Annotated in this window: 22 protein-coding genes, 1 tRNA gene and 1 pseudogene; 19 read left to right on the top strand and 5 right to left on the bottom strand. The window is 33.1% G+C overall.

Going from position 1 to position 24702, the window contains the following annotated elements; genetic code table 11:
- Positions 1 to 552 precede the first annotated feature (552 nt).
- Positions 553 to 626 (top strand) — tRNA-Ala (locus tag F1Z66_RS14460).
- A 54-nt stretch (positions 627 to 680) separates the two neighbouring features.
- Positions 681 to 1976, top strand: a complete 1296-nt coding sequence (locus tag F1Z66_RS14455) for a hypothetical protein (protein WP_149864335.1) — start codon at positions 681 to 683, stop codon at positions 1974 to 1976.
- A 473-nt stretch (positions 1977 to 2449) separates the two neighbouring features.
- On the opposite strand, the gene F1Z66_RS14450 is transcribed toward F1Z66_RS14455, so the two are convergent.
- Complete coding sequence (locus tag F1Z66_RS14450; RefSeq protein WP_149864334.1) at positions 2450 to 2812, bottom strand: hypothetical protein; 363 nt, start codon at positions 2810 to 2812, stop codon at positions 2450 to 2452.
- A complete protein-coding gene (locus F1Z66_RS14445) occupies positions 2805 to 2987 on the bottom strand; it encodes a hypothetical protein (RefSeq protein WP_149864333.1) in 183 nt (60 codons plus the stop codon). The genes F1Z66_RS14450 and F1Z66_RS14445 overlap by 8 nt, the downstream gene beginning before the upstream one ends.
- A gap of 572 nt (positions 2988 to 3559) precedes the next feature.
- On the opposite strand from F1Z66_RS14445, the gene F1Z66_RS16140 reads away from it, so the two are divergent.
- The 14 genes from F1Z66_RS16140 (at position 3560) to F1Z66_RS14375 (ending at position 16547) form a co-directional block, all read left to right on the top strand.
- On the top strand, positions 3560 to 4126 hold the full coding sequence (locus F1Z66_RS16140) for a DDE-type integrase/transposase/recombinase (protein WP_230207586.1): 567 nt from the start codon (positions 3560 to 3562) through the stop codon (positions 4124 to 4126).
- 282 nt (positions 4127 to 4408) lie between these two features.
- A complete protein-coding gene (locus F1Z66_RS14435; protein WP_149864332.1) occupies positions 4409 to 4633 on the top strand; it encodes a hypothetical protein in 225 nt (74 codons plus the stop codon).
- A 42-nt stretch (positions 4634 to 4675) separates the two neighbouring features.
- Entirely contained in the window at positions 4676 to 5182 is a 507-nt protein-coding gene (locus F1Z66_RS14430; protein ID WP_149864331.1) for a hypothetical protein, read from the top strand.
- A gap of 417 nt (positions 5183 to 5599) precedes the next feature.
- Positions 5600 to 5851 (top strand): hypothetical protein, encoded by a 252-nt coding sequence (locus F1Z66_RS14425; RefSeq protein ID WP_149864330.1) that lies wholly within the window; start codon positions 5600 to 5602, stop codon positions 5849 to 5851.
- Positions 5851 to 6282 carry a hypothetical protein gene (locus F1Z66_RS14420; protein WP_149864329.1) on the top strand — a complete coding sequence of 144 codons (432 nt, stop codon included), beginning with the start codon at positions 5851 to 5853 and terminating at the stop codon, positions 6280 to 6282. The genes F1Z66_RS14425 and F1Z66_RS14420 overlap by 1 nt, the downstream gene beginning before the upstream one ends.
- On the top strand, positions 6276 to 8060 hold the full coding sequence (locus F1Z66_RS14415) for a hypothetical protein (protein WP_149864328.1): 1785 nt from the start codon (positions 6276 to 6278) through the stop codon (positions 8058 to 8060). Before F1Z66_RS14420 ends, F1Z66_RS14415 begins: the two co-directional genes overlap by 7 nt.
- A 183-nt stretch (positions 8061 to 8243) precedes the next feature.
- Positions 8244 to 9332, top strand: coding sequence for a DNA primase noncatalytic subunit PriX (gene priX, locus F1Z66_RS14410; protein WP_149864327.1), 1089 nt, complete (start codon positions 8244 to 8246; stop codon positions 9330 to 9332).
- Between the two features lie 306 nt (positions 9333 to 9638).
- Positions 9639 to 10025, top strand: a complete 387-nt coding sequence (locus F1Z66_RS14405) for a hypothetical protein (RefSeq protein ID WP_149864326.1) — start codon at positions 9639 to 9641, stop codon at positions 10023 to 10025.
- Positions 10022 to 10246: a hypothetical protein gene (locus tag F1Z66_RS14400; RefSeq protein ID WP_149864325.1), complete on the top strand. Its 225-nt coding sequence runs from the start codon at positions 10022 to 10024 to the stop codon at positions 10244 to 10246. The genes F1Z66_RS14405 and F1Z66_RS14400 overlap by 4 nt, the downstream gene beginning before the upstream one ends.
- Positions 10247 to 11077: 831 nt before the next feature.
- On the top strand, positions 11078 to 11401 hold the full coding sequence (locus F1Z66_RS14395; RefSeq protein ID WP_149864324.1) for a hypothetical protein: 324 nt from the start codon (positions 11078 to 11080) through the stop codon (positions 11399 to 11401).
- A gap of 207 nt (positions 11402 to 11608) precedes the next feature.
- On the top strand, positions 11609 to 13024 hold the full coding sequence (locus F1Z66_RS14390; RefSeq protein ID WP_195907555.1) for a beta-propeller fold lactonase family protein: 1416 nt from the start codon (positions 11609 to 11611) through the stop codon (positions 13022 to 13024).
- A 312-nt stretch (positions 13025 to 13336) separates the two neighbouring features.
- Complete coding sequence (locus F1Z66_RS14385) at positions 13337 to 14017, top strand: hypothetical protein (RefSeq protein ID WP_149864322.1); 681 nt, start codon at positions 13337 to 13339, stop codon at positions 14015 to 14017.
- Positions 14018 to 14563: 546 nt separating this feature from the next.
- Positions 14564 to 15793: an SIR2 family protein gene (locus F1Z66_RS14380; protein ID WP_159357666.1), complete on the top strand. Its 1230-nt coding sequence runs from the start codon at positions 14564 to 14566 to the stop codon at positions 15791 to 15793.
- Between the two features lie 298 nt (positions 15794 to 16091).
- Complete coding sequence (locus F1Z66_RS14375) at positions 16092 to 16547, top strand: hypothetical protein (RefSeq protein ID WP_149864320.1); 456 nt, start codon at positions 16092 to 16094, stop codon at positions 16545 to 16547.
- Positions 16548 to 16722: 175 nt separating this feature from the next.
- Here F1Z66_RS14375 and F1Z66_RS14370 read toward each other — a convergent pair whose 3' ends face one another.
- Complete coding sequence (locus F1Z66_RS14370) at positions 16723 to 18390, bottom strand: PQQ-dependent sugar dehydrogenase (RefSeq protein WP_195907554.1); 1668 nt, start codon at positions 18388 to 18390, stop codon at positions 16723 to 16725.
- A gap of 773 nt (positions 18391 to 19163) precedes the next feature.
- On the opposite strand from F1Z66_RS14370, the gene F1Z66_RS14365 reads away from it, so the two are divergent.
- The 3 genes and pseudogenes from F1Z66_RS14365 to F1Z66_RS16500 form a co-directional block, all read left to right on the top strand.
- Entirely contained in the window at positions 19164 to 19667 is a 504-nt protein-coding gene (locus F1Z66_RS14365; RefSeq protein WP_149864318.1) for a hypothetical protein, read from the top strand.
- Between the two features lie 461 nt (positions 19668 to 20128).
- On the top strand, positions 20129 to 20254 hold the full coding sequence (locus F1Z66_RS16315) for a hypothetical protein (protein WP_255437935.1): 126 nt from the start codon (positions 20129 to 20131) through the stop codon (positions 20252 to 20254).
- Between the two features lie 770 nt (positions 20255 to 21024).
- A pseudogene (locus F1Z66_RS16500) lies at positions 21025 to 21099 on the top strand (hypothetical protein); the annotation flags it as partial.
- Between the two features lie 157 nt (positions 21100 to 21256).
- Here the strand turns inward: F1Z66_RS16500 and F1Z66_RS15710 are convergent.
- Complete coding sequence (locus F1Z66_RS15710) at positions 21257 to 21412, bottom strand: hypothetical protein (RefSeq protein ID WP_154670576.1); 156 nt, start codon at positions 21410 to 21412, stop codon at positions 21257 to 21259.
- Between the two features lie 687 nt (positions 21413 to 22099).
- Complete coding sequence (locus F1Z66_RS14355) at positions 22100 to 24076, bottom strand: ATP-binding protein (protein ID WP_149864317.1); 1977 nt, start codon at positions 24074 to 24076, stop codon at positions 22100 to 22102.
- Positions 24077 to 24702: the final 626 nt, after the last annotated feature.

Below are 24702 nucleotides of genomic sequence, written 5' to 3'. Positions count from 1 at the left end.
CCGAATGCTTTGATGACTACTTTCCGTGTAGAATGAAGAATTGTAAGTTAAAGCATGTAAGCAACTGGTTAAATCTCTTTGTCGATTATCATAACAAGGAGTTAAAACGCGTTAACTGAACAGAGCCTTTAATTGTAAAGTAATGAAATTGCTAATATGTATATATTGACTGGGGTCGAGCAATTTTTGCTTCTCTTTCATTCAATGTACTCTATTTGTATGTTCAAATTGTGGTGTTCGAATAGATTTTTCTACTTTTGTTAATTATTCAATTTTGATACAGAGACAGATGTAAGTATGAGAATATTTTTCAATGGAATATCTAACAAGCATTTTGTGATGAGCCTTTACGGGATTAATTAAATTTCTAGAAGCAGAACTCTGATCATAGTAGTCGGGAAGTCGATATGTCTTCGCTCTGGTTTAACTCAATAAAATCTCCTTGGCTTCAAGTATCTATCGATAAAATAGTTGTTCTTTTACAGATATTTAAGTATAGATTTCTCTCAATAAACAAATATTAATGTGAACATAAAACAACACTATCTAACAGGGCCGATCGTCTAGCCTGGTAGGATACGGCATTGGCATTGCCGAGGTCGTGGGTTCGAATCCCACTCGGTCCATTTCATTTCTGTATGTTTTTAAGTTCCAGGTTTTAAACTCATATACCGAATTAGATGGATAATCTGGACAAAACTAATGATGAAAGACATAATGTAATTCAAAATCCCTATTCAAAATTTATTTACGCAATAAGATCTCCAGAGACGCAAAAAAGGTATCCAAGACGATTTAAGCCATTTCTTGCTTATGCTAATATTAGTGGAAATCAGATAGAGGACCAATTACTTGATCTCTATACAAAAGCAAAAAGTAATCCGCGATGGCTTCAGGAAACTATCATAAATTTCATGATTCTACAAAAAGATAGGGTATCAAGAGGTGAAATAGAAGCCTCAACAATATCCAACTATTATAAACCACTCAAACTTTTCTGTGATATGAATGACATATTGCTAAACTGGAAATTAATTTCTAGAGGTATTCCTAGGGGACGGCATGCCAGTCTTGATCGTGCGCCCACTATTCAGGAAATACGCAAACTCCTAAATTATCCTGATATTCGAATTCGACCGATTGTCTCTTTAATGGTTACAAGTGGCATTCGGATTGGCGCCTGGGATTATCTAAAATGGAAGCATATAATTCCTGTCGAAGACGAATCTGGAAATGTCATTGCAGCTAAAGTTCAGGTTTACGCCGGGGAGCCAGAACAGTATAGTGCTTACACTACTCGAGAATGCTTCTTAATATTGAAGGAATGGATGGAATATAGATCATCTTTTGGTGAAAAGGTTTCAGGGGATAGTTGGCTTATGCGCGATTTATGGAAAACAACAAATTTGCATTTCAGATCTCGTTTGGGATCTGCAAGACATCCAAAGAAGCTAAAAAATGAAGCGATAAGAACTATTTTATGTAGAGCGCTATTACAGCAAAATATAAGAGTAGAATTACAAGAGGGTCAAAGACGACATGAATTTAAAGCCGCTCATGGTTTTCGCAAGTTCTTCAAGACTCGATGTGAAAAAGTTATGAGGCCAGCCAATATTGCTATACTGATGGGATGGGACCTGGGTTTGTCTTCTTCATATTACAAACCAACAGAGGACGAGCTTTTGCAAGACTATCTTAAGGTAGTGTCTCTCGACCTTTTGACAGTTGACGAAAGTTATAAGCTAAAAAATGATTTAACTAAATATGAACAAAAAAATCAAGACGATATCTTTTTGATAAAAGGAAAATTGCAAGAAAAAGACGAAGCGATAAGATTGTTGTCAGATCAATTTTCTTCTCTAAAGATCGTGGTTGATCAATTGATAAATGGGTTGTCAACTTCTCGGGATCAAGATCAAGTTGATTCTGTGATCAAGTCGCTTTATTCTACTGGTTTGATTCAAAAGAATTCTTGATTTATACGTGAATTTATTCAACAATGACTAGTATAATGTTTTCGAGAAGCAAAATAAAACATTCGGGTCTAGTGATTTAATCCCTAAAAAACCAAATACACAAAAAAAGAAATATTATCGATTTTATGATACTTGCGTATTGAATCTTAACGATCTCACTGCGATATACCATCCAAATAACAAAAATCCTATAACAAAAAAATAAAAAAATAGGTTCTGTCTCATCATCAGGTGTTGAAAATGGTTATTTAGATTTGTGTGGTGAATTTCTGTTTTCTACTGCTATTAATTTATTAATCATGTCTAAAATTTTATCTGATTTAGGAATTGGAATATTATATTTTTGACTATATCTTAAAATAAATCGAAGACTAGAAGATAAATATTCTAATAATTCGTCATTCGTTTTTTTTTGACTTCTAACGCTTCCTTCAATCCTTAGTAAGCAACTAGATTCATATAGTCAATACTATTCATCGGTAAATATCCTTTGCATTTTTTTCTATGTCTCTATACTTCTTAATTTCTTCTGCTATAGGCTTTAGGGTTTCCTCAACCTTTGTTGTTAATTCTTTATTAATACTGTCCAATTTTTCACTGTTAGGTAATTCAGATAATTTATCCAACATTGTACCAATTAGAACCAAAGACATTGCTTCCTGTTTATATAATCTAGATAAATGTCCGTATATTATACCATCCCGAGTTTTTTGAAGGTTATTGGTATGCTTTCCGTCTGCTAAAAGTTCATCTCTAGTTTGGGAAGACTCTTCAGCAATCTCTGAGAATAATTTTATTTGATTTTTTAATGCGTTTTTAGCTTGTTCATTAATCATTTTTGTCCCTCTTTTTATTGTATTTTCCTATCCATGCATCTAATGCTTTTTCTACAAGTTCTGACAAATCTATATTTTGATTTATTGCTTCAATCTTTGCTTCTTTCCACAAATTCGGATTGATTTTGATTGAAGTCGGTATCCTTCCCCTTGAATCGGGTTTCTTCTCAATCATCAAGTAATATATAATTAAAGTAATATATAAAGATAAAACACTATATTTATATAGTTCTTATGTTACACTACTGGTGGTATAGTAGTATTGGCAACAACCGAATAGATTTCAGAATGGAAAGAGGACTTTTGATCTCTAGAGAAGGTTCTATTGTTAAAAACACTGAGAATAGTTTCACCGTTCATTCTCAGGCTTTTTCTAACAAAGAATATCAAGTTCAAAGTCTAGAATCTATTTGGGTTTGCAGTTGCTCTGACTTTGAATACCGAAAGATAGAATGCTGTAAACATATCTATAGGGTTAAACTATGGTTAGAAAATCAACCAAAAATATTTGCAGATGATGCTATCAAATGTGACCAGTGTGGTTATATCAGAGTCATGTGATATGGAACTTATAAGGAGAAACAGGTTTACAAGTGCAAGGATTGTCAACACAAGTTCAAAGAACCATCTCTCTTAAAAGGATTAAAGTTTGATCCAGAAATCGTTACCTTTGCTCTGGATTTATACTTCTCTGGACTTTCGTTACGAAAGATTGCAATAAACTTAAACGATCACTTTGAACTAGATTTGAGTTTCTCAACCGTCTACTCATGGATACAAAAGTATATCCCAAGAATATCAGAAAGCATCAATAGTTTAATCCTGCAATTATCAAATCAATGGCACGTTGACGAACTTTTTGTAAAGATAAAAGGTGGTGAAACAAGGAAAGGACAAAGCGGAATCGCTTATCTGTGGAATATCATGGACAAGGAATCACGTTTTCTCATTGTGTCAAAACTGTCAGAAAAAAGGGACATTAATGGAGCAATCCAAGCCTTTAACTATGATATTAAAAACAGTCATGTCAACAAGCCTCAAACCGTTTATACTGATGCTCTAAGAGCATACAGAGAAGGTGTTAAAACATTGGGAGATGTAGAACACGTTGCCAAATGTGGTATCACAAAGCCCCATGCAAATAATAACAGGGTTGAGAGGCTTAACGGTACGCTGAGGGAGCGAGTGAAAGTGCAAAGAGGATGGAAAAGCCATAACTCAGCCATAGCAGAAGGACAACGTATTTACTACAACTTTGTCAAGCCACATGAAGCGTTGAATGGAAAAAACACCTGCGGAAAAAGCTGGCATTGATATTGATGATAAATCAAACAGTAAAAACAAATTTAAAATCTTACTGAAAAAAACAAAAGGTTGTTGATCATTATAGGGTTTAAATAACTTCTTAACTATATTATAATATGATAGTGAATTACCATCTGTTAAATGAATTGGAATCACTATGTTTAAATATAGATAAGAAAGGTCATTATAAATACAATCAGTCTATGGAGTGATGTTAAAATACAATATTTAAAACCAATTCAAGCAAGAATAGAAGGTCAGATAGACTATTCTAAAAAGCGAAAAAATGAATTGAAACAGAAAAAAACATCTCATTGTAAATTGGTCGAATCACTTGTAGAATTAACTTTGAAGGAATTCAATGCAACAGAGATACAATTTATAGAAATCAAAGACAAACCCGCTCTACAGTTTAAAGCTAATGTAACAGCATCAATAAATCTACGGGATATACAGAACGAGATTAAAAAATCAGGCGGATATGCTGTAGACCGAGTTAATATATCAAGAATATAAACATTTTTAATAATTTAATCGTTATACCTCACCTGTTTTCATGTGTGGGGCAAAAAGGAGAAAAAACGTTGGTGTGGAATATTTATAACAAAGTCTGCATTGAGAGAGTTAGAGACGCAGTTAAAAAAAAGCGAGGATTTAAAATATAATATTACACATAAGAATCCAAAAAACAAAAAGCTGACTTCTTGCCTCAATGACGATATATATCTATTCTTACATCTGGAATATACTATACAAGGTAAAGAAGATGAATTGGTAAAAAATATTATAACAAAATGCCAAGCTCATATAAAAGAAGATGAACGTCTAACTCCACGAGACCGAAAAGAAAAATGCCTTGACTATTTAGGTTTATATCTATACGGAATCCCTATCTTCATAACTACAATTGTAGGTTACATGACCAAATTTCTTTTAACTCCATCAGACTTGCCATTGTTAGAGAGATTTAATACATTGGAAGTAGGTCTTGTTATATTGATTGGCATAATAGCAGCTTTAAGTGGCATGATAATTGAATATAGACGAAAATTTAAAACGAAATGATTTTACTCTCCTTACCACCCACTTTTAAACACCCAAATTTAACACCGAAGGGTTGAAAAGAACCAAGAAATATCATTTTATTTCCAATAATCAAAGATAATTAGAATTTATAAGGTTCTAATGTTCATTTTTCTATAACAGGCTTCTCTCAATGAGAGAAGGTTCCTAACAAAGAGAATCTTTTTTATAATACAGTATAGATGTATACTATGATGTCAAAACTAATAATATGTCAGCGGTGTTTAAACCAATGGCTATACAAAGGAAAAAACCCCTATGTAACATCATGCAGTAAATGTAAAACATCAGTGTATTTCAAAAATAATGTGGTTCAATCTGGCAAGCTGATCTCCAAATCCACTGGCCAGATGCAACCAACCATATCGGGACCTTGAAATACTTAATGGAGGAATTTAGTTGAATCCTACATCTACTAATGCCAAGGATACGATACAAGTACTTAATGAGAGAAGCAACTCTAAAAACATATCCATTGATTCCAATCATCTACACCTAAAAAACAGTAAATTTGTACGGATCTTAAAGATTACAAGATGTCCTACAAATGAGTGTAAGGAATGTAAGGGTCAGTTTCAAGACAAACTTATGCTTGGGATATTCATAGAATGTAATTGCAAGTGTCATTTCCAAAAGGAGCGCGACAACTAATGATAAATGAGAATATGACTTTCCCTCCTAAAGATTCTAGCGTTGACAACAAGTCGAAAGACTCTCATATTATATGGAAATCTACAAGAAATGGCGGAGAGTACGTGTGGTATGAAGAAATAGAAAAGGATGCTTACCTGCGAGAAAGACTCCAAAAGAAAGACGGATTTAAGGTCATTATTGATGGATATTCATATACCGTAAAGCTCAATCAAGATGACTCTGCAGTTGTATTCAGGAATAAGGTAAAAAGAATCACCGATAATCTGGAATCTCAAAACAAAACGCCTTTATCATCGGACAACAAACCGCAAGTCACTCATATAGATACTCATGATGTGATGACCGCTGAGATATTAAAAATAGTGAACGCAATCTATGCCGCAATTAAGAATGGGCCTCCTATTCATTCTGGAAGTACGAATTGGTAATAAAAAACATTCTCTTTACCAATTCGCTCCAAGACAAGGGAGTGACTGATCTTCTTATTGATGAAGATAATGAAGTTTTAGAGATACTAATTAATGGTCGTAAGGTTACCACAATTATAGACAAGAATTTCGAATCAACGATCGCAAATCTCCGTGGACGCCTTGATGAATATACAACTAATATTGGTTTAAAGGAGGAGATAATATATAATGTTTCAAAACACTTTGGCCAAACATACAGATCAAACGATAATACAAAAACAACAGATGATAACCCAAATAATCACGAATTGGCGTCAACAATAGTACAGTCTATATCTTCTGCTGAATGGCAAAAGATGGTCTTAAGAAAATACTTAGAATTAAGAACAAATGTTGAGGCGATAATGCCTGAACTTTGGAAGCCCATTGAATTTGCTTTGTCTGTTAAATCAATTCTGTCCATACAGGACTGTACATTACCATTTATAGGTATAATCTTGGGACCACCAAGCTCTGTGAAAACAGTCACTATAGAGTTATTCCGAGGTTCGGGTCATACTTTTTATACAGACAACTTTAGCCCCAAATCCTTTGTTTCTCATAATACAACAGTGGCTAGAGATAAACTAAGCAATGTTGATTTACTTCCCAAAATAAAAAATAAATTTTTCCTAACTCCCGAACTATCGCCCACATTTTCAAAAAGGTATGAGGAACTCATAGAGATCCTAGGCATAATAACAAGAATAGCAGACGGACATGGTTATGAAAGCGATACAGGAGCGCAGGGTCACAGAGGTTACTCTGGAGAATACATGTTTACATGGATTGGAGCTGCAGTAGATATTCCTCACAAGGTTCATAAATTGTTCGGCACTTTGGGACCAAAACTATATTTTATACGACTAAACAATAAAAAAAATGTAAGTGAACAAAAATACTTAGAGAAAATAAAAAACGCAGATCGATTCAAGGAAAATATTAATCAAATCAGAGCTGTTCTTGATGACTATCTAGAATGGTTTAACATACACCCTTGTAATACATGCACCGAAAAAGAAATTATCAGCAAGACAAAAGATTCTGAAATTAACATAGATCAAAATACGCTTGTGAAAATCAAGTGGGATTCTGATTCAGATTCAGACCACGCATTAGTTTGTATAGTAAGACTTGCAAAATTACTAGCACACTTTCGAGGCGTGATACCCACATGGGAAACCAGAGACACTCAGGGCTCAGACTATGCGTATACCTTTGCAACTATAGAGGAGCCTGAAAGAGCAATAACACAGTTAAAGAATTTAGCTAGAGGTCATGCGTTGTCTCAAGGTCGAAATTTTATTACAATGAATGACATACCATTAATCGTAAATGTAGTCTTGTCTACAGCTTCAAGAGAAAGAGTAAAGGTTTTTGAACATTTGTTAACCAACAATGGTCTAACCGATACTTCACGAATTTTAGAGGACCTAAAAACTACAAGACCTACTGCACTTAGAACTATGACAGAATTCGTAGCCCTTGAGATTGTTGACAAAATAGTGTTAGGGGAGGATAAACCTCGTTTTTATGGGGATTATGAGGAAATAGATGAGGGATGCGACATCAAATCAAATTCTCTAATCCAAATAAAATTAAAACCAGAGTTTGAGTGGTTTTTAACTAACGAATTTAAGACGTTGTTGAATTCTGATTGGAATAAAACAAGTTACGAGAATATTACACCTCATATAGAAAAGGATAACGCTTTAGACACTGAAGAATATCAACACATCAAATCAGATAATGCATAAGAGGAGAAATTGTATAAAGAAAACTGTACCCCTAGTCACGTCGAAATAGTATCTCTGCAATTTACAACTCCTATGCACTAGGTCAAGATTAATTTTGTTCACTAAAATGAATCCCATTACTTTAGCGCGAGAAAGAAATGCAACTGGGGGGTCATTTTTCTTAACGCCATTGAATGATGCAAAATGATCAAGGGTCATCAAATCCAGTATAAAGAAAAAAGCACCCTTAGTGATGATTTCGTAAACCTCAAAGCAGGTTTACATTTTATCTTAGGACATTTTGACTCAAATTCTCTATTTCCCAGGACCATAATGACCAAGAGGTTAGGATATCAAAAAATGGTGTTTTCAAAGAATGAAGCTTTACGATTTTTTATAGATTCTGACTATCTTGATTGTAGAATCAACGCTTTTCCAGCAATCGCTAATACAAATCCCGATTTTATATTTATTGACCTAGATGATGATTTGAACGGATCAATGTCTATTTATCAGAAGTTGAAAATTGTCTTGTCCAACATAAAAAAAAGACTTGAAGGCATCCCAACCGTTTTGTGGACAGGTAATGGCTATCATATATATCAACCACTTGAATGTCCAGTTCGATTTGAAGATATTAAGGATTTTAATGAATTTGAAAATTGCAACTCACAATTTCTCAAGTTCGCAAAGCATTTCCTTTCTGAAGGTTGTGCGGATAGGTCAAATAATCCCTCTCTAAGATCATGTCTGCTAAGAGTACCAAACTCATATAACTCTAAAGGTATCATAAAAGGTCTTTCGAGGGAACAGTCCAAAATTAAGTTAGTTGATCAATGGAACTATAGAAGACCCTCTATTGGGAATCTCATGGGTAGTTTTTATGCTCATCTCATTGGAGAGAAAATTAAATCAGACATAAAAAGAAGAGGCGATCTTTCGTTTCCTAATACTACATACTCGAATAACAAGATTCGCTGGATAGAAAAACTATTAGAAACGCCTTTAGAGGATTATAGAAAGTATTGTATTTTTCATATTCTGGTGCCTTATCTTGTGAATGTGAGGGGATTATCACCAGAAAAAGTTTCACAGGTCGTCGTTGCCTGGTTATCAAAATGTAATACAATCAAGCCTCTAGGTTTTGATCCTTCTGCAGCAGCTAAGAATCAAATAAAATATGTGAGACATTATAAACCAATGAGTTTAGTTAAACTACAAACTGAGAATAGGGATCTGTATCAGCTATTAACTAATCAAAACGAGATACATTTTAGAAATCCATTACTTTGATTACTATCGACGGTTAGATAAATTACTATCAATGAACAGGCACATTTAGAACCTAAACAATCAAAGTAGACAGGCAGGTATTGAGCATTCTTGACTAAAAACCCCTACACAAAAATGAATATCCATCCAAACACTATAATGATTTGGTCAAACTTTATGATGATTTCTATGAGTGGATAGATAAAAACAGATATCAGCTAGCCCAATACGATCAAATATCTCCACTCTTTTTAAGCACCCAACACTGCTTTACTTGACGTATGTAAATCCTCTCCATCATATACTAATTTTGCAAAAGCATTGTGTATGGACGATAAAATATCAGAAAGAGGAACTAAATCGATTAAATTTCTAGATACTTCAATTAAGTTAGAAATTGATTATTTTATGTATCAGTTGGTTCATAGAATACTTGAAAGAAAATATAAAAAACAAGACATACTTCAAAATTTTCTGAATTTTTTCAATAGCGAAACCTACGAAATAGAATTTAAATATAGGATACGAAACTTTTCATTTCCTTCTTTTGAATTCTTTAAAGACAATCACCTGGATATAATCTTTGAGAAGGCATCTCAAACCTTCATCAAAATACGACTTAAAGAAAAAATATGGGATGCTAGTCAGTCAAAAATTTCGAAATTAGATCGTTCTAACATTATAGGTATATTATCAAGATTTTTTTTGAAATGACGATATCTACCAGAATGATTTACGAAACAGCAAGTATGACTTATCCTACTTTAATTGTTTTAAAACCTGAGTCGAATGAATTGGAAGGGACGTATAGTATTCATGATATCGAAAAAATAACCAAGTTGGATATGAGAAAAATTGAAAAACTGAAAAACTATTGGAAAATTTTGGTCGAAGTATTTGTAAAGCCCATTTGTCTAAAGCAAAGTGCTCCTTAGCTACTTCTCGATCATCCTAAATGGTCTTCTTTGCGATAGAGAGCCTTTATGGAGTTCCTTTCCCTTATGCTCTTTATATAAATCTCTCACATAAACCTCCTCTATATCTACCATATTATTTAAAGAAGTATATCACATAGATATATGAAATGCCCATTAATTGTTATTGAAAATAGTATTTGGGGCACCAAATCTAATTTGTAAAATCAGACAAACAAATGTATCAAGATTTTATTTTATGCTCGAGTTATTTGTCAATCTTAATTCATGTTAATATGTCGATTAGGTTTATCGGACCCTAATACAATTATCGATACGTAATCACAAGTAATCCATTTTATCCCATTTGAGTGTCACTAAGTCCATTTCTATGTTGTCTTCCTATGATAAGTTTGCAACAGAACATCACTACGTAGTTACCTCTAGTACACCTGAGATTAGAACAATAAATGAGAGAATTAAGAATATCCTATGTTGGACTTTCTATGCGCATGCATACGATGGTATATTAGTACAGTTCACATTGCTTTCGAGTCAGGACACTTTTAATAATAGAGATTAGGATATTAGGTATTTTTGGACCGAACAGATACTTAAGTTGAAAATTACAAAAGGAAATTAGGAACAGGAAAATGGATTCAATCATAAAGATTGATTATCCTCACAGTCGAAAGTTTCAAATAAGAATGATGAACCTCAACAATTCTTTTCCTAAATTTATTAAGCATAGGATATTTTGGTATTTAATATAAACCACTACCAATAGAAAAATAGAATAGAATAATTTATAATAAAATTATAAATATATAGATCGTCATTGAAATATTGAAAATGTTCTCCAAATTCATGCAACGGGCTCGACACATGTATTCTATTATTATTTTATCTGTTTTCCTAACTATTGGATTTACATCAGTAATTGGATTAACCTACTCATCAACAAATAATGCTGAATATAACCCCACACCTGCAGAGAATTTACAAATTGTTCAAAGATGTGGCTTTCCTGAAGGTACGGTCATAACTGAATGGCTAGACACGTTACCACATGATATAGACGACGCAAGTATTTCAGACCAAATCAAATACAATTGTTGGATCAAAGTTCAATTTGATATCTTCTCACAAAGACTTGCAGATATTGCTGAGGACTGATGAAATTTTTTATGAAAAGTGGATATTTTAGAAAATTTTATTTGGATCAGAAAGCGTTAAAAATGTAGTTAAATTCTAAATTATACTTATAGTAAAATTAAATCAGAATTAGTTTCTTACCTCATAAGAATTCTCTTTCCCTAATCTTTTTGAATGAACATAAATTATAGCTTTTGCACTATTTTGATGGTTATTATTTATCTAAACTTGTTAATTGTAACTCCTGCTCTAGAAAGAGTTTCAGCTAATCCTGTTATTGAATCAGTTAACGTGGGTAATGCCCCTCGTGGAATCACATTTAACCCTATTAATGACGATGTATATGTAACAAATCAACGATCTGGAGAGGTGTCCGTTATAGATAGCTTATCAAATACAGTGGTAGATACAATACCTGTAGGTGGTTCACCAGTAGACATCGTTTTCAATCCTTCAAACGGTAACTTGTATGTTGCCAACAGAGGCTCCAACGAAATCTCAGTTATAGATAGCTTATCAAATACAGTGGTAGATACAATACCTGTAGGTGGTTCACCAGTAGACATCGTTTTCAATCCTTCAAACGGTAACTTGTATGTTGCCAACAGAGGCTCCAACGAAATCTCAGTTATAGATAGCTTATCAAATACAGTGGTAGATACAATACCTGTAGGTGGTTCACCATGGCCATTACTTGTAGATTCCGTCAATAATAAGATATACACAGGATATGTAGTGTTGGGCGGTCCTTCTGTAAAAGGAAATGTTTCCATTATCGATGGTTCATCAAACACGGAGATAGATAGTGTGGAAGTAGGTGGATTTCCTAGAGACCTGGAATTTAACCCCATAAATGGCGATATATATGTAGCTATTCCAAATTCGGGAGAAAATGCTGGCCATGTTTCCGTGATTGATGGAACGACAAATAGATTAGTTGCGACTATTCCTGTTGGTATAAATACATATGATTTGGAGTTTAATCCAAGTAGTAATAATATGTATGTTTCCAACTCTGATACTCATGATGTATATGTAATTGACACTCTCAACAGAGTAATAGATACAATACCCATTGAAAGATACCCAACTACAATGTATTTCAATCCGGCAAATGACAATGTATATATTGATAGCAACAATTCTCAAAGTGTCTCCGTAATAGATAGTTCAACCAATGAAGTAATCAAGTCCGTTAGTGTGGGCGACGGAGTCGATGCAAATAGAGTAATGATTCTTAATCCTGCAAATAATTACTTATATGTGACAAACTTTGCTTCTGACAATATATCAGTTATTGACAGCTCAAACAATGACGTAATATCTACCATACCCGTAGATCATGGACCTATAGATGTGATTTTCAACCCTTTTAATGATTATTTATATGTTACAAATATTGAATCTGATACTGTTTCTATAATAAAAGATGCTTCTTCTCCTACTGAAGAGCCAAAGAAAATTATAGATATTTTACGAAATATCATTCAAAATCCCTTGGATATAACAAACTCCATTGATTCTGCGAATGATATTAAAGAGGTTCTGACAGATAATAACAGGGATAACGATCAACTGGCCTGTAATTTATTAGATTCGGGGGATGAATATGCATCTAATATTCGCAAAATTCTCAATTGTTAGTGGATAAACGCTAGAAATTTTGGTATTGTATAACAACATATACAGCCGTTGGTGAAACACCTTTCTGAAATTATTGTGGAATTTAATGATTGTTGCAATTCTAATTTCCAAGGAAAACTTTGTATTTTGCAAGAAATCTATAAAGTGTGACTCCTTTATTCATATAAATAATGCTATCTGGATTTACCCTAACAATATGCATTTTATTTTTTCTAGGTAGTTCCTAGTTTATGTTTTCTTAAAAGAAGATGTAATTGAGCCAAAATTTACGAACTTTTTTATTTTGTTAATCTATTTTTAAATGATACGATCTTGTCAACTGATTTACTTCCTACAAAGAAACCCCCGTTCAAGATTCTAGATGGAAAGAAGTTAGTTTCCTCGCATCAGTATGAGGTTCTAACCAAGATCCAAATCAAGGAAATGTATGTGAGAGGCTATGATCCAGTTGTCATTCACAAGACCATAAATGAGACTAGAGAAAAAAGCGGATTCGCTCCTCTTAGAATCCATACAATCAAACGATATATTAGAGAAATGAAGTCCGAAGGAAGCGAGTGGTATCTTTCTGTTCTAAAGGATCAAATAACCTACATCAACTGGCATCGTTTCAAACTAGAAGAACTAAATGGAATCAAACATATGCTCTATGATAAGATCCAGAATGAAGGTGGACTAACATTTATTCCTGCGCGAACACTTGTGGCAATCTGCAAAGTATTACATGATGTAATCTCTACTCAAAGCACTTTGGAGCAACAAATTCCGTACGTGAACTCCATGTATGCACAAGCAAAGAACAATCAATCTCCAGAACAGCTACGGATGTTAGAAGCACAGATCATAGAGAGCATAGATGATCCAGACATGAAGAAAAAATACAACGAAATCAGAATGCAGGAAATAAAGAAAGCAGAAGAAGACTACAACAAAGATCCTAATAACGGTAAAATTAATCTCTCCGAATATCCAGAAGATACGTATATCGTTTGAATATTATGAGTTAAGCTTGCAATGGGATACCGTTTATAAGCATTATTATTTGGCCCATATCCTAGGACTGGCTCAATTAATATGTACCATTCCACAGGGATCGGTAAAAAACTGGCAAAATTCATCCTTAGTCAATATAGTAGAATACACTGTCTCTGATAATAAGACGTTTTTAGACATTGACATTAATTTCAGTTTATGGATTGTCATTTACATATTAGCCGATATCAAAACTTTTGATAAGAATTCAGGAGACTATACTACCATCTCGTTATATTCAGATAGTGGTTTTTTTTATAGATGAAGGAACGGTGAAAAAACCTATGAAAAAGCTATATACTCAATCTCATCTTTGTTAAAAGAAATGAATTTTTCAGAAAATGAAGAACAAACCGAAAAACTAATCAAAAAAATCTATTCAGAAGATAATTAAATGCAAATTGCACATATCTCCTTTATTTACAATTCGTATACATGTATAAACGGTCATAATTAGTATTATGAGTTATAAATGACGATTACCCTTAAACTTGGATGAAGGAAATAGTGTTCCTTTTAGGTGCCGGTGCATCTGTACCTGCTAAGCTTCCATCCATGGCTGAATTAACTACCTCCTATTATTATTCGGTAGAACAAAGCTTTTCAACCGAGGAAAAAGAAGCAGTTAGGATCCTTAAGGATGTTATGAATCAGACATCCACAATTAGAAATGATATAGAGGGTTTAATGTCAATTGTAAAAAATCTCGAGGACGAGCAGTATAGAGATTTAATTTATTCGAAATTCAATGACCTTAAACAGATCGATACCATGACGTTGAATCAAATCAATCTCAAAACTCAAGCCTTCATACGCAAGTCTTTGGAAACGATCAATAAGAACTCTCACGAATTTTTGTCTCCGCTCCAAGGGTTTATCGATGGGGATCCAACTGAAATTTTTACTCTGAATTATGATGGCTTAATTGATCTTTTTTGCGAAAGAAATCGTATAAAGTATGTTGATGGGTTTTCGCCTTATTGGAATCCCTCTGCCTTTAATGAGCTAGAACAAAGTATCAATCTTTATAGATTGCATGGATGTTTATATTGGTTTAAAACGGAGTCTGGAAAATCTGTGAAAGTTCCTATAATTGGAATGGATCTTAATGAAGTGGCCTATATTTCATCAGAAAAATTATCGGAAATCATTATATATCCAACATTTAAAAAGGAAAAAACCTCCCAAATATTCTCTTGGTTAAATAATCAATTCAATGAATCTATTCGTAAATGTACTTTGTTAATAGTTATCGGCTACAGTTTTAGAGATGCAGATATAACAACAATTATTCGAGAAAGTCTTCAAAGTCAAAATTTGTGGCTCCTAATCATCTCTCCTAGTGCTTCTAAAATTACATCGGATGATCTAGGGATTAAGGCTGTCAATTTGGACATACAATCCAGAATACTTCGAATTAATGCATCATTTCAAGATATATTGAACAAGGGCAATCTATATGATACCGTGAAAAAATTGTTGCTAATCATTGGTGCAGAGAGGGAAGTACTAAAGCGCTATTATCAAACCCCTAGGGATAATACTCATATGCCTCTTCTGATTGACAGCTGTTACTACATGGGATGGGAAGATCGAGTAAGTTACCTTAAAGAAATTGTACGCCCTTTTTATACTGAGTCAGAATTAAGGAATGTTTTTTATAATCGTGTTCGTTCAAAGGAAGATGATTTAGAATCTAGTATGGATGAACTCCTAGAGATCTACGGAATGCGGTAAAAATAATTATGCCAAGAAATAATAGTGTTTTTGAAACTATCTTTCGCCGTCTACATTGATTTAAGCAGATTTCATCCTCTTGACTGTCAAGTATCCTATTAAAAATTCACTGGAAGATAAATTTGTCCTAGATACAACATCAACTAAATCATTTTAAAATAATATATTCAAAATGTCTTAAATTCACCCGATCGAGTTTTCTAAGATAGGTATCAGTACTCCTTCCTTCGGGTTGGCACCTTTCATGAAGTAGTTCCATGTCATTTTTGCCGTATAACCCACTCGGTCCATTACGATAGTGGTTCTTTTAAGTAGCTTCTACAAAAAAAGAGGTACAAAAAAAGAGTCAGAAGAACCACAAAACAAATATGAATTTAATATATGGGCAAATTATTTAAGATCTTTAAGATCTCCACAAACTAGAGAAAAATATCGGGGTAGAATGAAAATCTTTTTTGATTTAATTGAAACTGAAGGAGTAGGGATTGAAGATAAGAGCATCAATTTTGTAAAGGAAGCAAGTCAAAACGGATCTGACTGGGCTTTTAACAGAATCTACACGTTTATTTCACATTTGTTGTCTAAGGCCGAGCGCAAAGAAATTGTAGGCTCAACAGTTCAAAATTACATTAAAAGCATAAGATTATTCTGTGAATTGGCAGATATCCAAATTTCTTGGAAAAAACTCACACGAGGACTACCAAAGGGTAAGAGTTATGCCAATGATAGAATCCCTACGGAAGAGATTATATAAATTAATGGAATACCCTGATGAGTGCATAAAAGCCATAATTTATACTATGAAAGCTTCGGGGATGAGTCTATAATTAACTTCAGTGGTAGAGAAAATGGTCCTCAATAACTATCTGAATGTAGCGAAAGGGTGGTATTTTTTATACCATAGTTGCCATCATACAATCTTTATTTATCTATTTTACTATCACTTCTCCCACCATCGAAGGATGATAGAAGCAATAATACGGGTACGTTCCATAATCTTCAAAAGTGATGCTATAAGACTGGTTTGGTATTATTGCCTTGGAATCAAATTCTTCTCCCGAATCATCACTATTATCAAGCCCTGACGTTACACTGTGAGAGATGGTATCTCCATTGTACCAAGTTATTGTTTGACCCGTTTCTATTGTGATCGGATTTGGTGAGTAAGAACGATCTCCACTAAGACCTTGTATCACTACCGGAACAGAATTGCCATTTCCAGTATTGGATTGCTCTTCCTCATTATCTGAAAGTTCACTTTGTTGTCCTTCTTCTTCTTCTGAACTAGTACCGATGTTGGAACTAGGATTTGATTCAGCCATCGAACCAGAGGAAGCAGTTGATGATGATGATGATGCGGGTACGATTCTAAATAGCGAGCCTGTGTAACTTAGTACATATAAGAATCCATCAGGTCCAACCTCAATGTCTGTTATTCCCCCAAAACCCTCCCCGAAAACAAACGGTTGATTTTCCTTTGGATCATTAACTACTTTGTCGGTTAACAAAGCCGTGTTTCCAGAGTAGCCATTATCAAAAGACAAGTCAGAACGATTTCCGCCGAGTATAAATCGGTATAATAATCCGTTGTTTATGTCCCCTACAAACATATCATTTTGGTATTCTTTGCCCATTTTGTCTGAATTCATAAACTTTAGTGCAGTAATTCCTATTGGAGTAATCCAGGATAATTTAGGTTCAGCGTATGAACTTTTGCCAAAGTAAACAAGATCATCAGACGTTGCACCGGTACCGATGAGATCATCTTTTGAATTTCCTTGAATAAGAGCCCAGCCACCGTTAAAGCCAGGATACAGCATATTAATTTCATCACCAGCAGTAGGACCATTTTCTGTATCCCATAGATCACCAGTTACCGGATCAAAGTCTATCCCAAAACTGTTTCTAATACCCATGGCATAATACAGGTTAAGAGGTGATTCATCACCAAATATTGGATTGGATGGATCTACAATATCTCCATCTTGTGTAATGCGCAATACTCCGCCTAAACCATTTGGCTTAGGACCATCTTCAATGTTTTGAGCCTGAGTTCTATGTCCACCCACTTCTCCAACAATAAAGTACACGTTATTATCTGGACCAATACGAATCTTGCCACCATTATGTTCACCTCTGTCATTTTCTGGTTCTGCTGTAAGATCTAACAATAGAATTGGATTTTTCAACTCCCCGTCAATATACTCATATCTGTACAATCTGTTGCCTGCTGGTTCTACATTATCCTCAACATCACTACCATCTTCATGGTTACCTGATTCAGTATATGACAAGAATACATATGCTTTTCCATCGGGTTGTTTTGATATAGCAATACCTAAAAGACCTCGCTCTATACTATTTGCCACTGCTACATCTAGTACAGGTTCCTCTTGTATCTGACCGTCTACTATGTGCATGACTTTTCCAGTTTCTTTCTCTGTAACCAAAATGTCATTTGGTCCTAAGAATGCCATGCTTGTAGGTATGTCTAATCCATCAGTTACTTTTTCGACCACTATCTTGTCATCTTTTACTGTTGGTCCTATAGGCGACTGAGGGGCTTTCATATATGCTGCATAGGATAAACTGATCATTGAATAACTAGAATTTAATATCAAGAATATGCTAATTATAGATAAGATAACCATCAATCTATTGGGTCTTTGCTCCAATATTCATCAGCTGTAAATTATTTTATTATGTATTGTCTATGAATCTACTTGTAGATACGTCTTTTTCGCCAGCCAACCCATAATTTCCTGATCACAAACATTAGAGAATTATAATTTAAAAAGAAATAGCAATTTTTAATATATTTGGAATTGTTACAAACTAGAATAATTTGTTAAACTTTCTTTCTTGAAATTTGCGTTCAGTATTTTTTGGATAGTAACCTATTGCTATTTATTCCCTAAGAGGGGTTTTATTCTTATCTAATACAGATTGTTAAATAAATTCAAAAAAAGTCTATAATTGTTCGGCAGGGTGAATAAAATCAAAAAGAAATCAAAAATTAGAATATTAAAAGATAATAAATAAAAAGATGCAAGTAATACTTTCATATTAGATAATATCGGTTTGTCTTATACACAATGCAAATACTGCTCTAAAGAGCAAGGAGGAAGAAGATTATGCTGGACTGGCAGATGTAATTGATGATGTAAACGAAATACGCAAAAAGAATAAAGTATTAACTAATGAAGTTGATAGAAAGGCTTCAATGATGTAAAATTCAATAATCTTTCTCAAAGAAATCATTCTTTTCTTGTATGAATAAATTTTCATTAGTCTTTGTTTTAATATTAATATAGAAGTTCTACGTATATTAATTATTAAACAAATCATGAGCATGAAATTGCAAGATTTTATGTGCTTTTTACAGGAACACAAACTTATAGATTTACAAGATCTTCTTAGAAAAGATGAAATTGGATGTATTAATCGCTTAAAATTGCAAAAATTCGTTTACCTGGCACAAACCTGCTTAAATAACAATTTTGGTTATGAATTTAGCATATACAGTAATGGTCCTTATTCGCCAGAGTTGGCAAATTATTATTATGAAACGATGGACACAAACAGCATGAATACCATCATTATAAACAAAAAATGGAAATTAGATACTAATTTCACGAAAGGGTTTTTGGATTTATTTAAAGACAAAGAACTTGAATGGCTTGTAATAGCCTCTATTCTAATAGATAGTAAGAACTATTTTGAAGATGAACAAGAAATTCTAAACAAAGTTTATGCAATAAAATCTGAATATAGCAAAACATACATTGGTGATGTTTGGAATGAACTAAAAAATAGAAATTTGGTGCATTACAAATCTGGACTAAAATTAAACAATCTTTTGTCAGTATTCTAAGCATTACTTTTATGCAGCAATTTTATCCTGATTTCAATTTGTATTTCAGGTTCTATCGGAATTCGTTTTATTCTAAAAAATCTATAAAATCTCTGGCAACTTAAACTGTATAAAGACCAACTTTTGCGTTTGCAATAATTATTTAAGCGCGCGTAAATGCCGTAGTATTGCAGTGGTGTAACATCATTGGCAGAGGTATTATAGTAAAAGTCTGCCAAAATAATGTCTCATGTATAAAATCACATTTAATTTTTTTACAGTTTGAGGATTGAAATGCTATGCTAGATAAAGTGCCTTTTCTAATCACACTATCTCAATTTCAAGATATGGTTCTTTTTGACTATCAATATACTTCGAGTCCTAATTTGATTATACTGAGGTTTTATACTTAAATAAACATGATAATATGTGATTCCAACCGTCAAACTTTTCTTTATCGGATTCAAGTGTTGAAAAGAAAAGTGGAAGACAAGAAATCTTTGGCACAGAAAAACTCAACAGGAAAATGCAGAGCCGAAACTCCATTTTTGTTGGCGAAAGATATTTCAGAATCAATCGCCAAGAAACGAAGAAAATCTACCACTTAAAATTTGTTTATTTTAGTAAACTTGGAGATTACATTGCTAAAGAACTTACAAAGGAATCAAAATGATATCGCAGAATCATATTTTGGTTATAGTAAAAACCAAATTACAGATTTAAAAGAAGAACAATTAAAAAGAAATGATAAATTCGATTCTAAAGTATCACAGTCAGTAAATACCATTTAAAACAGCAAGTCAAGGACAAAGACTTTCCACTTGTAAATCGATGATTTTTTACAATTTTTTTGATGGACAACCGATTGGGTTCAATCCAAATTGCTGATAAGATGCTATAATAAATTTACCAATAGGGGGGCTTTGATATAACGGTCAGAAGTTAAATAAGATTTTAACCGCTTACCTTTGATTTTATGAGATAAAGCTATACTTTCGCAAGATCAGATAAATGTCGACTATCACGATGATTTGCTTTTATCTTATTCGACTGTATGCGTTGAACATCGATGCAATTGGATGAACTTTTAAAACAATTTTGAATAATAAAAATAATACATGATATTGTCGGGCAAAGACCCTTATTTATTAACGATGAAGCTGATATTAATACTTAAGAAAAGGGAAATGTAAAAAATAACGATAATTATCAAAAATATCAAGAATCAACACAAGACGATTTACCTTGGGCATCTAATCGCGAAATTCGTATTACTGAATCTGATAAACTACCAAATCCTAGTCCAATCACGGACACCGACGGCTGTCCCGAGTGTGGTAAAATTAAGGCCTATTGGTGGATAGTATAGGCAGATTCTGGCGATGAACCAAGTACTCAGTTCTTTCGCTGCACAAAGTGTAACCATACATGGAGAACTCCAAAATCATCATGATATTTTATCTATATATGCAAAAGTCATTATAGATCAACTTACTATGCAATATTGTGTTGTAAACTAGGTAAATAAATGATTCTTATTGAAGTTATGAAAAAGAATTAAGATAAGTATATCGCTATCTTGGTACTAATATCCTTTCTGACATGTTAAATTATAGATCACCTAGCAAATCGGTATGACCATGGTTTGTTTTTCTAAGGTTGATATGTATATCTAGCTTCTCGCTGATCCAAGAAGATACGATTCCACATTTTGGTAAATCTCCATCGATATTCAAATAGTTAAAAGATGTATTTTCGTATCCCAAATTTCTGCAATCAGATAGTTTTGACTCGTGAGAACAGGTTTACTATTTGTCCATGTCTGTCTGTTGTTACTTCTTTGAGTATTTCAGACCATTGGATAGAGTCTATTTGTTTAGTGTATTAAATGTACTCATTATTTCATTCAAGTCGTCGTTGCCCTTGTAAACATTTCTTACCATCAAATTAGTATCTGGCTGTTTAAGGATACTGTTTTCACAAGCATGCATTTAGAATGTTGCTTGATGATTTCGCTTTCAATGGATTTGATGTCTCCTTTTGAATTCTTTATCAGAGATTTGTGGCACTCAATGCTGATTTGTGATAATCAATAACAAAGCTTTTTTTAATATTGTTGAGGTTTCTATCCTGCTTGTTCTTCTATTTCTACTTCTTCTATTTTTGATAGTCGACAATGAAACATCAATTTTTTTCTGATATTTCTGGTGATTTAAGATTAAACATTTTTTATATATTATAATGTTGTAAACGTAGAAAGTTTGGTATTACAATACAAATTCATTATTAAAAAGTCGTCATTAATAAAGACTTGGGATAAAATTGCATTCCGAACTTTACCATAATCATATGGCAATTGTAACTTAAATTAAAGGAAGGCAGTTTGTTTACCATTGAAGAAAATGTTATAGTAAATCTGACTAGTCGAGTAATTGGGCAAAAAAACTACTGTTTCATTCACTTAGTTTCCTTCTAAATTTTAACTTAGAAGAGTCAAATTTAGGTAAACTAAATACAAATGTCGAACCCCTTCCATCAGCATTGTTAAATGCCCATATTCTTCCTCCCATGGCTTCTATTAGTTTTCTACTAATATACAAACCGAGACCAGTTCCAGCGGCTGAATTTGTGTTAAATTTTTCAAATAATCTTGGCAAGATCTCGGGAGAAATACCTTTGCCTGAGTCAGAAACAGCAATATAAATTTCCTTAATGTCATATTTTTTTTCTATGTTGGCTGATTTTATATTATTGTCCTTTGTTTTTTCAAAAACACGTACATTTTTTCTCTTGACTACATCAATGATGTCTTCGTAAATCAGTATATCAATACTACTGTCCCTTTCAGAGAACTTGATAGCGTTTTCAAGTAAATTAATTATAATTTGGTTTAGTCTTGATCTATCTGCATATACAAAATATGTTTCATCAAATATATCATTAATAATACTTACCTTCACATTCTTGTTTCTTAATTTTTCCCCTAGTTGAGTATCGACTATGCTATTTATTTCTGCTATTAAGTTTATGTTTTCTTTGTTTAGCATTATCATATTTTTTTGATGAGAATCTATTCTGGCAACATCTAGTAGATTATTTATTAAATTCTCCAATCTTACTGCGTTCCTAGAAATAATATCTTGGTGTCTCTTTAATGCCTTTATAATTTTAGCGGAATCTTCTGGCTTTAATTGCTTTTGATCCACCATCCTAGAATAGTTTTCAAAAATTTCATCGTTGATTTCTAAATACCCTGTTATTGCCTGAGTTGGAGTTCTCAGTTCGTGAGCTGCCGTGTTGATAAAATCTCTTTCTAATTCTTCACTTTGTACGAGTTTCTCATTGACCTTTTTTAGGTCTTCTGACATTTCTGTTTGTGTCCATAAACTTTCGAAAATAGATACATAAGATAACACGGTGGGTTGACTTGATGAAAAAGTGGTTACTCCTATTGCCTCTTCAAATAATAGTTTAGAGTCATCTTTTAGCTCGGTGGCTAAAACATACTTTTTATCAACTATTATAATTGTAGATATCAAATCCTTTTGCTTTCGAATCTCCCTACAAACTATGTTTTTTACTGTAAGATTCTGGTTGTTGGTAAGATCAGAGTAGATTACCTCTTTAACTCTTTTATTTACGGGAGATAAAATCTTGATTGGGATATTTTCGGCACTTTTTTGTTTCAGTATATCCATAAATCCCATGACAACTTCTCTTTTTACTGCATTTAGTGATGGAAATAATATCAGAATCTCTTTACTTGCTTTTTGCACTGTTTCTATCAATTGCTGTTTTGCTTGATTAGAATTTTCAATTAGTCTGGTAAGGTTTAAGGTAACTCCTCTTCCTCCTCTCTCAATCTGTCTGATCCTTTCCTTGGCGTCTATTGCCGAATTCCAAAGGCTATCAAAGACAGATTGAAAATGCTGTATATACATAGGATCTGTGCTGCATAGGAGAGTGTGGATCATTTGCCCCGCTTTCATACTTTCAATTGTGCTGTTAAATTGCCTTTCAGATACTGCAAAATTAATGATTGGAAGGCTTTGAATGTGTCTTATACGAAAGCCCATTCCTATGAATTTTTTTACTAAAATAATTTGATCTATATTGTCTTCAACGTTTACCAACCATCGGATTCCAAACTTTACTTTGCCTTCTTTATATCTTGAAATTAAATCTTCAAAGCAATCAAGTAATTGTTTATTGTTGTTTACTACCTCAAGCCCATTTATTGGAGAGCAAATAAATAATCCAGTTTTTGTTTTCTCAATTATGTTTTTTGTCTCGATGAGGACATTTTTATCGTAAACAACTTTAGTTTCTCCTTGGTGCGAGCCTTTCTTGGCATTATCTTGTGTTATTTTGTCATCGCAGTCTAGGAAATGTACGTCTGATATAGAGGACTTTTCTTGATAAGACGGCAAAGATTTATCTGGTTTAATTTTATTTACCCCCTTTTATACATCAAAGTTGGGCAAAACAATATTTTATCAAATAGTTTTAATTTTGGTGAAATAAAAGTATTATTGCTAGCTGCAAGATTAGTTACTTTGCAATTTATAGAATTATGACCCAATACTTCAAAAACCATTTATATAAATTTCAGAAATTCGAACAGATGTTAGAAAAAGGGCAATTAGATGGTTTGCTTTCTTACATAAGATTTAGGTAACTTGAATTGTCTATCTCCATTCCATGTGAGTTAGAAATATATTTTGAAGGTCAATTTGGTGCTTGTCCGGCCCACCTCATACCAAAGATTTGATGCACTAATTTCGTATTATTGCATTGGAAAATACCTAATACTGTCTTTTATTAATTCTACGTATAAATCACTTATAGAAACAGTAACAACCAGATATTGATAAATGGATTTATTAGAAAAAAAGGAATATTTGATCTTGCTATGCCGGATTCTGATTTATCCTGTTTAATACATCCTGATAGTCTGTTAAAGGTACAATCTTTACAGTATTAAACGATGATATTTCAGATTCAATGCATAGTTGTTCTATATCATGGGCACTGTTAGCTTTGACTAGGATAAACC

The organism is Candidatus Nitrosocosmicus agrestis (assembly GCF_008389435.1).
In the GTDB taxonomy this organism is placed as follows: Archaea; Thermoproteota; Nitrososphaeria; order Nitrososphaerales; family Nitrososphaeraceae; genus Nitrosocosmicus; species Nitrosocosmicus agrestis.
The sequence above is the reverse complement of the archived record's forward strand: the minus strand, read 5'-3'. Positions and strand labels throughout refer to the sequence as shown.